This window comes from Streptomyces sp. NPDC025651, from assembly GCF_055558735.1.
The window spans coordinates 229,843-241,829 of record NZ_JBVHLZ010000001.1; the positions used below are offsets into that span (position 1 = coordinate 229,843).

12 protein-coding genes are annotated in these 11,987 nt (G+C 70.8%); 11 read left to right on the plus strand and 1 reads right to left on the minus strand.

The window, feature by feature from the left end; genetic code table 11:
• Positions 1–43 precede the first annotated feature (43 nt).
• The 10 genes from ACZ4D5_RS01000 (at position 44) to ACZ4D5_RS01045 (ending at position 9,573) form a co-directional block, all read left to right on the plus strand.
• The gene (locus ACZ4D5_RS01000; RefSeq protein ID WP_467770196.1) at positions 44–1,168 is read left to right on the plus strand and encodes a TIGR03364 family FAD-dependent oxidoreductase; all 1,125 of its coding nucleotides are present in this window, start codon (positions 44–46) and stop codon (positions 1,166–1,168) included.
• A 5-nt stretch (positions 1,169–1,173) separates the two neighbouring features.
• Positions 1,174–1,884 carry an HAD family hydrolase gene (locus tag ACZ4D5_RS01005; RefSeq protein ID WP_467770197.1) on the plus strand — a complete coding sequence of 237 codons (711 nt, stop codon included), beginning with the start codon at positions 1,174–1,176 and terminating at the stop codon, positions 1,882–1,884.
• Positions 1,884–2,936, plus strand: a complete 1,053-nt coding sequence (locus tag ACZ4D5_RS01010) for an ABC transporter ATP-binding protein (protein WP_467770198.1) — start codon at positions 1,884–1,886, stop codon at positions 2,934–2,936. The genes ACZ4D5_RS01005 and ACZ4D5_RS01010 overlap by 1 nt, the downstream gene beginning before the upstream one ends.
• Entirely contained in the window at positions 2,929–3,885 is a 957-nt protein-coding gene (locus ACZ4D5_RS01015; protein ID WP_467770199.1) for a 2-aminoethylphosphonate ABC transporter permease subunit, read from the plus strand. The genes ACZ4D5_RS01010 and ACZ4D5_RS01015 overlap by 8 nt, the downstream gene beginning before the upstream one ends.
• Positions 3,872–4,669: an ABC transporter permease gene (locus ACZ4D5_RS01020; RefSeq protein ID WP_467770200.1), complete on the plus strand. Its 798-nt coding sequence runs from the start codon at positions 3,872–3,874 to the stop codon at positions 4,667–4,669. Before ACZ4D5_RS01015 ends, ACZ4D5_RS01020 begins: the two co-directional genes overlap by 14 nt.
• Before the next feature lie 42 nt (positions 4,670–4,711).
• Positions 4,712–5,797 carry a 2-aminoethylphosphonate ABC transporter substrate-binding protein gene (locus ACZ4D5_RS01025; protein ID WP_467770201.1) on the plus strand — a complete coding sequence of 362 codons (1,086 nt, stop codon included), beginning with the start codon at positions 4,712–4,714 and terminating at the stop codon, positions 5,795–5,797.
• A gap of 128 nt (positions 5,798–5,925) precedes the next feature.
• Entirely contained in the window at positions 5,926–7,416 is a 1,491-nt protein-coding gene (locus ACZ4D5_RS01030; RefSeq protein ID WP_467770202.1) for an alkaline phosphatase family protein, read from the plus strand.
• 71 nt (positions 7,417–7,487) lie between these two features.
• Entirely contained in the window at positions 7,488–8,267 is a 780-nt protein-coding gene (locus ACZ4D5_RS01035) for an HAD-IIA family hydrolase (protein ID WP_467770203.1), read from the plus strand.
• A gap of 78 nt (positions 8,268–8,345) precedes the next feature.
• Positions 8,346–8,891: a hypothetical protein gene (locus ACZ4D5_RS01040; protein ID WP_467770204.1), complete on the plus strand. Its 546-nt coding sequence runs from the start codon at positions 8,346–8,348 to the stop codon at positions 8,889–8,891.
• 16 nt (positions 8,892–8,907) lie between these two features.
• The gene (locus ACZ4D5_RS01045; RefSeq protein WP_467770205.1) at positions 8,908–9,573 is read left to right on the plus strand and encodes a class F sortase; all 666 of its coding nucleotides are present in this window, start codon (positions 8,908–8,910) and stop codon (positions 9,571–9,573) included.
• Positions 9,574–9,874: 301 nt separating this feature from the next.
• Here the strand turns inward: ACZ4D5_RS01045 and ACZ4D5_RS01050 are convergent, their stop codons facing one another.
• Positions 9,875–10,633, minus strand: a complete 759-nt coding sequence (locus ACZ4D5_RS01050; protein WP_467770206.1) for an ANTAR domain-containing protein — start codon at positions 10,631–10,633, stop codon at positions 9,875–9,877.
• Between the two features lie 157 nt (positions 10,634–10,790).
• Here ACZ4D5_RS01050 and ACZ4D5_RS01055 point away from each other — a divergent pair, with 157 nt between their 5' ends.
• Positions 10,791–11,825 (plus strand): glycoside hydrolase family 6 protein, encoded by a 1,035-nt coding sequence (locus ACZ4D5_RS01055; protein WP_467770207.1) that lies wholly within the window; start codon positions 10,791–10,793, stop codon positions 11,823–11,825.
• The last annotated feature ends 162 nt before the right edge of the window (positions 11,826–11,987 follow it).

An 11,987-nucleotide genomic window follows, 5' to 3' on the forward strand; every position in this document is an offset into this window, starting at 1 on the left:
ACCGGTCCCGCGCGGGTCACCAACTCCCAGGAGCGTTGCCGCCGTGAGAGTCATCGTCGTAGGAGCCGGCGTGGTGGGCACCATGCACGCCTGGCACGCAGTGGAACGCGGCCACGAGGTCGTACAGATCGAGCGCGAGAGCGAGGCCCGCGGGGCGTCGCTGCGCAACTTCGGGCAGATATGGGTCAGCGGCCGGGCGGGCGGCGAGGAGCTCGACACCGCCCTGCGCGCCCGTGAGCTGTGGGAGGGCATCGGCGAGCGCGTGCCGGGCCTGGGCTTCCGGGCCAACGGCTCCCTGACCCTCGTGCGCAACGCACGCGAACGGGCCGTCGCCGAGGCCGCGCTCGCCCGCCCCGACGCGGCCGCCCGCGGCTACAAGCTGCTGAGCGCCGACGAGGCGCGCGCCCTCAACCCGGCGCTGCGCGGCGACTTCCTCGCGGGACTGTGGTGCGAGCGGGACGCGGCGGTCGAACCCCGCACCGCCCAACTCCGGCTGCGCGAGGCCCTCCTGGCGTCCCCGCGCTACACCTTCCTGCCGGGCCGTGAGGTGCGCGAGGTCGTCGGCGAGAGCGCGGTGCGCGACGACCACGGCGACGTGCACACCGGCGACGTCGTCGTGCTCGCCACCGGCGCCTGGCTCGGCGGGCTCGTCAGGGAGCTCGCGGGCCCCGACCTGCCCGTGCGCCGCGTGCGGCTGCAGATGATGCAGACCGAGGCGCTCGGCGAGCCGCTCACCACCTCCGTCGCCGACGCGGACAGCTTCCGCTACTACCCGGCGTACAGGTCGGCCGCGCTCGACGAGCTCAACTCCGGGCAGGCGCAGACGCCGACCGCCGCCGCGCACAAGATGCAGCTCCTGATGGTGCAGCGCAAGGACGGCGGCCTGACCATCGGCGACACCCACGAGTACGAGCACCCCTTCGCCTTCGACACCGTCGAGGACCCCTACGAGCACCTCACCGAGGTCGTCGAGGGCTTCCTCGGACGGCCGCTGCCGAAGATCCGGCGCCGCTGGGCCGGGGTGTACGCGCAGTGCGTCGACACGAGCCGCGTCGTGCACCGCCAGCAGGTGCGCGAGGGCGTGTGGCTGGTCACCGGCCCCGGCGGGCGCGGCATGACCTGCTCGCCCGCGATCGCCGAGAAGACCGCGAACGAACTGGGATGGTGAGGGAATTGACCGAGGAGACGGCGTCGACCACGGGTCGCATCGGGCTCGTCGTGCTCGACATGGCGGGGACCACCGTCGCCGACGGAGGCCTGGTGGAACAGGCCTTCGCGGCCGCCGCGCGGGAGCTCGGCGTCGAGCCGGACTCCGCGGACCACGCCGCGAAGCTGGAGTACGTCCGCGCCACCATGGGCGAGTCCAAGATCTCCGTGTTCCGGCACCTGTTCGGCGAGGAAGCGCTCGCGCGGCAGGCCAACACCGCCTTCGAGAAGGCGTACGGGACGCTGGTCGACGGCGGGCACGTCGCGCCGGTCGACGGCGCGCGCGAGGCCATCGAGGAGCTGCGGGCCGACGGCAGGACCGTCGTCCTGACCACCGGGTTCGCCCGGGTCACACAGGACGCCATCCTCGACGCGCTCGGGTGGCGGGACCTCGTCGAGCTGACGCTGTGCCCCGCCGACGCGGGCGGCCGCGGACGGCCCTACCCGGACATGGTGCTCGGCGCGTTCCTGCGCACCGGCGCGGTGGCGGGCGTCCAGGACGTCGCCGTCGTGGGCGACACCGCGTACGACATGAAGAGCGGCGTGCGCTCGGGCGCCTCGGTCGTCGCCGGGGTGCTGACCGGCGCTCACGGCGAGGGTGTACTGCGCGAGGCCGGGGCCACGCACGTGCTCGGGTCCGTCGCCGAACTGCCCTCGATGCTCAGGGGAGTCGGCTGATGGGCAGCGGCATCCGCTTCGACCACGTCTCCGTCGCGTACGGCGGGACCACGGTCCTCGACTCCCTCGACCTGACCGTCGAGCCCGGCGAGGTCATGGCCCTGCTCGGGCCCTCCGGATCCGGCAAGACCACCGCGCTGCGGGCCGTGGCGGGCTTCGTGCGGCCCGTGTCGGGGCGGGTGTTCATCGGAGACCGCGACGTCACCGGGCTGCCGCCGCACCAGCGGGGCATCGGCATGGTCGTCCAGCAGTACGCGCTGTTTCCGCACATGCGGGTCGAGGACAACGTGGCCTTCGGGATGAAGGCGCAGAAGGTCGACAAGGCCCTGATCCCGGGGCGGGTCGCCGAGGCGCTGGAGATGACCGGGATGGCGGCGTACGCGAAGCGGTATCCGCGCGAGCTGTCCGGCGGGCAGCAGCAGCGGGTGGCCATCGCGCGGGCGCTCGCCATTCGGCCGGGGGTGCTGCTGCTGGACGAGCCGCTTTCCGCGTTGGACGCGCAGTTGCGGTCGGGGATGCTGGCCGAACTCGCCCGGCTGCACCGGGAGTTGCCGGACGTCTCGATTCTGTACGTCACCCATGACCAGGTGGAGGCGTTGACTCTGGCTGATCGCATCGCCGTCATGGACCGGGCGCGGCTTCAGGACTGCGGGACGCCGCAGGAGCTGTACCGGGCGCCTCGGACGGAGTTCACGGCGTCCTTCGTGGGCCACGCGAACCTGCTGCCCGTGACGGTGGGGTCGGGGGCGGTCTCCTTCGGCGGGGTCGAGCTGAGGGCCGAGACGGGGGAGGTCGCCGCGGGGGCGACGGCCACGTTGTGCGTGCGGCCGCATCTGGTGGGGCTCGGGGAGGGGCCCAACTCCCTTGTGGGGGAGGTGGCGGAGGTCCAGTGGCGGGGGGCCACGCACCGGTTGTACGTGGATGTGGCGGGGGAGCGGGTCAAGGCGGACGTACGGGAGCTGAAGGCTCCGCCGGGGATCGGGGAGTCGGTCACGTTGCACTTCGCCCCGGAGGACGCGGTGCTCCTTGCCGGAGGGGTGACCGATGGGTAGTCCCGCTGAGCGCCTGGTGAAAAGTGCCCCGGCAGCCGGGGCCGTGCCCACCCTTCCCCAAGCTCTCGACTCCGCTCGAGCAGGGGAGACCCCACTCGCCGAGCGGAACGCCGGCCCACGGCGGAAACGGCACGTGCCGTCGTTCGTCTGGGCCCTGCCGCCCGTTGCCCTGCTCTCCCTCTTCTTCCTCTATCCCCTCCTCCTCGTCGTCCAGCAGTCCGTTCAGCCGGACACGGGAGGGACTTCCCTTCAGCCGTACTCCGACGTCTTCGCCTCCGAGGCGTTCCGGGAAGCCCTGGGGACCACCGTGTGGCTCGCGGTCGGGGCGACCGCGGGATGCCTCGTGCTCGGGTTCGCGCTCGCGCTCGTCATCGCCTTCGTGCCGTTTCCCGGCGGGAAGGCCGTCTCGAAGTTCATCGACGTCTTCCTGTCCTTCCCGTCCTTCCTGATCACCCTCGCCCTGCTGTTCGTCTACGGCACGAAGGGCATGGCCAACGGCGTGTGGACGGACGCGACAGGGGCCGCCGAGGGGCCGTTCCAGTTCCTGACCACCCCGTGGGGCGTGCTGCTCGCCGAGATCACGTACTTCACGCCGTTCGTGATGCGGCCCCTGCTCGCCGCGTTCTCGCAGATCGACACCGCGCAGATCGAGGTCGCGTCCAGCCTCGGGGCCAGGCCCCTGCGGATCGTGCGGCGGGTCATCCTGCCCGAGGCGCTGCCCGCGCTCGCCGCCGGCGGCAGCCTCGTCCTCGTCATGTGCCTGAACGAATTCGGGATCGTGCTCTTCACGGGGGCGAAAGGGGTCACGACCCTGCCGATGCTCGTCTACGGCAAGGCCATTCTCGAGTCCGACTATCCGGCGGCGTGCGCCGTCGCGGTCGTCAACATCGCGATTTCCGTGGGCCTTTACGGCCTCTACCGGGTGGTGAGCCGTCGTGTTGGTGCATAGCCGCAAGGGGAAGTGGGCCGTCTGGGGGCTTTTCCTCGTCCTCTTTCTGCCGCTGTTCGCGCTGCCGCTCCTCGTGATCCTCGCGGCGTCGTTCTCCGAGCACTGGTCGGGGGCCTTCCCCTCCGGTTTCACCGCGGAGCACTACGCGTCGGCCACCCGCGGGGAGTCGCTCCAGGCCCTCACCACCAGCCTGGTCACCGCCGTCGGCGCGAGTCTGCTGGCGCTGACCGTGGGGTCGTGGGCCGCGCTCGCCGCGGCCTCGCTCAGGCGGGGAGGGAAGCGAGTGCTCGACGCGCTGTTCGTGCTGCCCGTCGCCGTGCCGTCCGTCGTCGTCGGGCTCGCGGTCCTCGTCGCGTTCTCCAAGCCGCCGATGATCCTCAACGGCACGCGCTGGATCGTGGTCCTCGCGCACGCCATTCTTGTCACGGCCTTCGCCTACCAGTCGGTTTCCGCTGCCCTCGTGCGTCTCGACCCGGCGTACGAACAGGCCGCGGCATCGCTCGGCGCCCGGCCCTCGTACGTCCTGTGGAGGGTGAAGCTGCCGCTCCTGCTGCCGTCCCTGAACGCGGCCGCCGGGCTCTGCTTCGCGCTCTCCATGGGCGAGTTGAGCGCCACGATGATGCTCTACCCGCCGGACTGGATGCCGCTGCCCGTGCGGATCTACGCGGCCACCGACCGCGGCTCCCTCTTCACCGGTGCCGCCGTCGCCGTGGTCCTGATGACGGCCACGCTGCTGGTGCTCTTCGCCGTCTCGCGCATCCGCACCCGCGCCTCCTATCGCTGAACTCACCTCTGTCCCACGGTTGTTCAAGGAGTACGAAACGTCATGTCACGCCTTACCCGCGTCCACCGCGCCCGCGCGCTCGCCGCCGTCGGCGGCAGCCTCGTCCTCGCCGGATCGCTCACCGCGTGCGGCGGCGGCTCCGCCGCGTCCGACGACAAGGTCGTCACGGTCTACAGCGCCGACGGCCTCAAGGGCGAGAACGGCGACGGCTGGTACGACCAGGTCTTCAAGGACTTCGAGAAGAAGACCGGCATCAAGGTGAACTACGTCGAGGGCGGCTCCGGCGAGATGGTGCAGCGCGCCGTCCGCGAGAAGTCCAACACGCAGGCCGATGTCATCATCACGCTGCCCCCGTTCATCCAACAGGCCGACGAGAAGGGGCTGTTGCGGGCCTACAGGCCCAAGGGCTCCGAGGAGGTCGACGGCGCCGACAAGGCGGCCGACGGCAAGTGGACCTCCGTCGTGAACAATTACTTCGGCTTCATCTACAACAAGAAGGAGCTGGCCGGCGGGAAGGCGCCCAGGACCTGGGAGGACCTGACCGAAGGCACGTACAAGAACAAGGTGCAGTACTCCACGCCCGGTGTCGCGGGCGACGGAACCGCCGTGCTCATCAAGGCGATGCACGACTTCGGCGGCAAGGAGCCGGCGATGGAGTACCTGAAGAAGCTGCAGACCAACAACGTCGGCCCGTCCGCCTCCACCGGCAAGCTCGCGCCGAAGGTCGACAAGGGCGAGCTCCTGGCGGCCAACGGCGACGTCCAGATGAACTACGCGCAGTCCAAGGACATGCCGAACCTCGGGATCTGGTTCCCCGCGACCGAGAAGGACCCGGGCAGGCCGACCACCTTCGCGCTGCCGTACGCCGCCGGTCTGGTCGACAAGGCACCCCACGACGCGAACGCGAGGAAACTCCTCGACCACCTGCTGAGTCAGAAGGCCCAGCAGCAGGTCAGCGAGATCGGCGGCGGTTTCGCGGCGCGCAAGGACGTCAAGGCCACCGACGCCAACGCGGTCGCCCTCGACAAGCTCGTCGACGGCGTGGAGGTCTTCGAGCCGGACTGGGACGACATCTCCAGGAATCTCCCCGCGTACGTGGAGGACTGGAAGTCGGCGACCGGTAGCTGAGAGTTCACCGCCGCACCCCTGGCCCCAGGGGTGCGGTAGCGAAAGGATAACGGGTATGGACCCAACGCCCCTGGTTCTCCAGGGGCGTTGGCGTGCCCCCCCCACGCTCCCTTCTGCCGGAGGTACACGTGTCGCAAGGAATCTCCCGCCGCTCGCTCCTGGTCTCGGCCGCCGCGCTCGCCGCCGCCGGCCCCCTCGCCACCGTCGCGACGGCCGCGGCCAGGACCCCCAAGGTCCTGGTCATCGGCCTCGACGGTGCCCTGCTCAACAGAGTCAAGGACGCCGAAACGCCCACCCTCAAGGGCCTGATGAGTGCGGGCCTCACGGCGCCCAGCGCCCTCTACGCCAACCCGCTCGCGCCCACCTCCTCGGGCCCCGGCTGGTCCACGCTCATCACCGGCGTCTGGCCCGACAAGCACAGGGTCGTGAACAACGAGTTCACCGGCCACCAGCTCGCGAAGTACCCGGACTTCATGACCCGGATCGAGGCCGCGAAGCCGTCCCTGCGGACCTACGCCGTGGCCTCCTGGGCCCCCATCACCGACGTCATCTTCTCCGCGAAGGTCGACGCCAGGGTCTCCACCCCGTCCGCCGAGTACGACGCGGGCACCACCAGCCGTGCCGTCGCCGAGGTGAAGAGCGGCAACCCCGACGCGGTCTTCGTCCAGCTCGACAACGTCGACCACGCGGGTCACGAGAGCGGCGCCGCCAGCCAGGCCTACCTGGACGCGCTGCACGGCGTCGACACACAGGTCGGCCAGATCGTCGCCGCCGTCAAGTCCCGTGCCACGTACGGCGACGAGGACTGGCTGATCATGATCACCGCCGATCACGGACACACCGACGCGGGCGGCCACGGCGGGTCCAGCTGGGCCGAGCGCCAGACCTTCCTGATCGCCACGGGCGGCACGGTCACCGCGGGCTCCGTCCGTCACGACGTGCGCATGCCCGACATCGCCGCGAGCGCCCTGGCCCACCTCGGCATCGCCGTCGACCCGGCCTGGGGCCTGGACGGCCGCCCGATCCAGCGGCCGCGGCCCGACGACTTCGACGCGCTGCGCGACAAGCTGACGGGCCCGGTCGACGAGGGCGGCATCGGTTCCGGCGTCATCGGCTTCACGCACACGCCGCCGAGCGGCTGGACGGTCGACAACGCGAGGATGGGCACCGGGGGCGTCACCGAGTGGCGCGGCTGGTCCTTCACCACGGACGAGTTCTGGACGAAGGCCGGGCGCGACCAGCAGCGCGAGAACAACATCCGCGCGCGCGGCGTCTTCGCGGTCGCCGACGGCGACGAGTGGTCCGACAAGTCCTTCTCCGGCACCTTCGACTCGACACTGGTCAGTCCCTCGTACGACGTGACGGGCGGCGCGAGGGCCACGCTCACGTACACGACGTACTACCGCCAGGAGGCCCCGCAGAAGGGCGAGGTCCTCGTCTCGTACGACGGCGGGTCCCCCGTCGTGGTGAAGACGTACACGACGGACACCCCCTCCGTGGTCGAGAACATCGTCCTCCAGGTTCCCGCGGGCGCCCGGAAGGCTCAGGTCCGCTTCCGGTACACCGGGGGCGACAACTGGTACTGGGTGATCGACGGGGTCAAGATCACGGCTTCCTGATTAGGCTGGGGGCGTCGGCACAGCGCTGTCCCGGCGCCCCAGGCAACCCGTACACCGCAGGAGTGCACCCCATGGCAGAGCGCAAGCCCATCGAATCGTGGCTCACCGACATGGACGGCGTGCTCATTCACGAGGGAGTGCCGATCCCCGGCGCCGACGCCTTCATCAAGAAGCTGCGCGAGTCCGGCAAGCCCTTCCTGGTCCTGACGAACAACTCCATCTACACCGCGCGCGACCTCCAGGCCCGGCTGACCCGCATGGGCCTCGAAGTGCCGGTCGAGAACATCTGGACCTCCGCGCTCGCCACCGCGAAGTTCCTGGACGACCAGCGGCCCGGCGGCACGGCGTACGTCATCGGTGAGGCGGGGCTCACCACCGCCCTGCACGACATCGGGTACGTCCTGACCGACCACGACCCGGACTACGTGGTGCTCGGCGAGACCCGTACGTACTCCTTCGAGGCCATGACCAAGGCCGTGCGGCTCATCAACGGCGGGGCCCGCTTCATCTGCACCAACCCCGACGAGACCGGCCCCTCCACCGAGGGTCCGCTGCCGGCCACGGGGGCCGTCGCGGCGCTGATCACCAAGGCGACGGGCAAGCACCCGTACTTCGCGGGGAAGCCGAATCCGTTGATGATGCGGACGGGGCTGAACGCGATCGGCGCGCATTCGGAGACGAGCGCGATGATCGGTGACCGCATGGACACGGACGTCCTTGCCGGACTGGAGGCGGGGATGGAGACGTTCCTGGTGCTCACGGGGCTGACGTCCCGGGCCGACATCGATCGCCATCCGTTCCGGCCGTCGAACGTGGTGGACTCGATCGCTGATCTGGTGGACCGGATCTAGGCACCGTTTACCCGTTTGCCCCGCATCAGGATGCGGGTGCCGTCACCGCGCGTGAATCTCGGTAGCAGGAGGTTCACGATGCGTATACGTTCCCTTGCTGTCCGTGGGGCAGGAGTGGCTGCCGCGGTGGCGGTCGCCCTGCCCGGTGGTGTGGCACAGGCCCATGAAGACGGCTCCGTGCGGGCCACCGTCATTCCGTCCAGTGCCGCGCCCGGCGCCACCGTGGAGGTGAGCGTCTCGGGCTGCGACGGCACGACCGGGTCCGCGGGCTCGGGGGCCTTCGAGGGGGACGTCAGTCTCACCGGGCGTGACGGCGACAAGTACTCGCTCAACGGCAGCGGCAGGATCAGACAGGGCGTCTCCGGCACGTACGACGTCACCGTCACCTGCGACGGCCACCCCCACCAGGGCGTGGGCACCGTCCAGGTGGTCCGGCACAACCCGGCCCCGGTCTCCCCGGTGCGGGCCGGTGGCGGCGGCGCCGCGCGGCTGACCACGGCCTCGTCCGAGGCGGCGAACGAGGCGGGCCCCGGCACCCGGCACGCCGTGATCGGCCTGGTCCTCGCCGGGGTCGCCGCGGTCGCCGTGGCGTTCCGCAGCGTCCGCCGGCGCCGCTCCGGGTGACGGGCGGGACCCGGTCGTGTCCGGCAGTGAGCGCTCGTCCGGCTCGGGGCGACTCCTCACCGGCGTCGCCTGGGCGGTCCTCCTCGTCGGCCTGTGGCTGTGGGGCAGCGACATCACGGATCTGCGCGGCGGGATGTCCGGCCCCGCGACGGGCGACGTGGCCGCGGTCGGGCGCCCCCTCGGCGTCGAACTGCCGCCCGCGCACGAGCCGTTGCCGCCCGCGAGGCCGCTGCGCGTCGACGTGCCGTCCCTGAAGGTGCGGGCCCCGGTGGCGGCCCGCGGCCTGGACGCCGAGGGTGCGATCGACCCGCCGCCCTTCGAACAGCCGGGCACCGTCGGCTGGTACGGCGGCGGCACCCGCCCCGGAGCGCCCGGCGCGGCCCTCTTCGTCGGCCACGTCGACACGGAGACCAAGCCCGCCGTCTTCTACGACCTCAGCGCGGCCCGCCCCGGGGAGAAGGTCAGGGTGGCCCGCGACGACGGCACGGTCGCGGAGTTCACGGTGGACGACGTGCAGGTCATCACCCGCGACCGCTTCGACGCGCAGAAGGCGTACGGCCCGCGTACCGAGGGCCGCGCCGAACTGCGCCTGATCACCTGCGGCGGCACCTTCGACCAGGCCACCCGCACCTACACGGCGAACGTCATCGTCTCGGCGTACCTCACGGGAGTCGGCAGGTAGGCGCGGCGGGCGGGGGCCGGGCCCTGTCCACCTGGCCCGATCGGCGGCCCGCTCCCCCCGGAGCCGCCGACCGGGCTGGTCCTCGACCGCGCGCGCACGAGCTGCGGGAGAAACCCGGCGCCGGCGCGGGAGGTTCGCAGGCCATTCCCCAATTGCGGAATGGCCGACAAGGCCGGGGGCTTGGGCCGTGCAACAGACTCTAGAACGAATGAGCGCGCGAGCCTAGGGGCAGATGGCGGCAGAATGACGCCAAGTCGCGGTTCCTTTTCCCTCCGTGATCATCGCAGGTGGGGTGGGCCCTTCAGGAAGGTTCGGACCTGTCGCGACGGAGCGCTTCGGCGTCGAGCGAGCCCTTGATCACCTGAACGGCCACCAGGTCCACGACCTGCTGTTCTCTGCGCGCATATCGCCGCAGCGCGCCAAATGCCTCGTCCATGCCGGTGTTCCAGCGCTCGGCGAGTATGCCTTTGGCCTGTTCGATTCGAATGCGGCTGTCCAGCGCGGTCTGCAGCTGTTCGGACAGTGCGCGATACGCGGAGTGAGTGCGGTGATTGTGCAGTCCCATGGCCGCGGCGTTTGCGAGGGCCTGGGCGATCCTCAACTCCCGTTCAGGCGCCATGGATCGACGCTTCGGCGACATGAAGACGTTGAGTACGCCCATCATGGTGCCGTTCCGGCGCATCGGTACCGCGTAGGTCTCCGCGACGCCGTAACGGTCGGCCCGCTCGGCGAACGCCGGCCAGCGCGCCCCCGCGCCGTCGGGATCGATCCGCACCTGCGGCACGGGCTCGCCGGTGCCGAAGCTCTCCACGCACGGGCCGCCGCGGTGCTGCACCTCCAACAGGTCCCGAACGAGGTCCTGTTGGCCGCTGCACGGGACGAGGCACACCTCGTCGTCCCGGTCCGTGTACATCACCCCGGCGCCCTGGGCGCCGAGCAGTTCCACGGAGCGGTCCGCTATCCACCGCAGATAGCGCTCGGGGTCGAAGTCGTCGTTCAGGGTGTCCGCGGTCTCCACCAGGACGTCCGCAAGCCGCAGTTCGCTGTCGCGGTCACGCATGCCCCATCCACCTCCACTCCCCGCGCACTGCGCCTACCCCGCCGGAGCGGGCTGTAACAGGTCTCCTACAGCTCCGTGCGCTGGACGGACGGGCCTCGTGGGCAGGGAGTGCGTATGTCAGGATTGAGAAACGGACAGTGCACCCAAGGGGGAGTGGATGTACCGCAACGGCACCGGCCGCGGGCACGGTTTCGCGGCCAGGGGGGTGAGGACGGGAGTGGCGCTCGCGGGGGCCGCGCTGCTCCTCTCCGCGTGCTCCTCCGGCGGTGACTCGGACGGCGACACGTCGAGTCCGCCGGTCAGGCAACAGCCCAAGGGCAAGGACCCGTACTGGGTCAATCCGGACGGGAACGCGGCCAAGCAGGTCGCCTCGTACGACAAGGACGGCAACAAGGAAGACGCCGCGCTCATCCGGAAGATCGCCGAGCAGCCGGTCGCCGAGTGGATCGTCCCGGAGAACGCGGAGGACCAGGCGCGCGGCTTCACCGAGGCCGCCGAGAAGGCCGACCGGGACGCCCTCCTGGTCGTCTACAACATCCCGCACCGCGACTGCGGCCAGTACTCGGGCGGCGGCGCGGCCGACGGCAACGCGTACCGCGCGTTCATCGACCAGGTCGCCAAGGGCATCGGCGACCGTCACGCGACGGTCATCCTGGAGCCGGACGCGGTCCTGCACATGGTCGACAACTGCACGCCCGAGCAGTTCCACGAGGAGCGGTACGACCTGCTCAAGGGCGCCATAGGCAAGCTCAAGTCCCTGAAGAACACCAAGGTGTACCTCGACGCGGGCAACGCGGGCTGGGGCAAGGGCGCGGACTCGGTCTGGGAGCCCCTGAAGTGGTCCGGCGTCGAGCAGGCCGACGGCTTCTCGGTGAACGTCTCCAACTTCCAGACCACCGAGGCCAGTACGGAGTACGGCAAGCAGCTGTCGGCGAAGATCGGCGGCAAGCCGTTCGTCATCGACACGGCGCGCAACGGCAACGGGCCCTACACCAAGGGCAAGGACCCTTGGTGCAACCCCCCTGGCCGGGCGCTGGGTGAGACTCCTACGACCAAGACCGACGATCCGCTCGTCGACGCGTACCTCTGGATCAAGCGGCCGGGTGAGTCCGACGGGACGTGCCGGGGTGGCCCCAAGGCCGGGGAGTGGTGGCCCGAGTATGCGTTGGGCCTCGCCAAGAACGCCTCGTAAGGTTTCGCCCCCGTAAGGGGCGCGGGGAACTGTGCGAGCAAGCACAGAAAAGCCGCAGTCGCGGGGGCCGGGGCATACGGCCGACGCGCCAGGGGGTGTTGGTTGGGGGAGCGCGCCGGTACCCCCGCCCCCGACGCGGCGCGGGGGTAAGTGAGGGGGGCC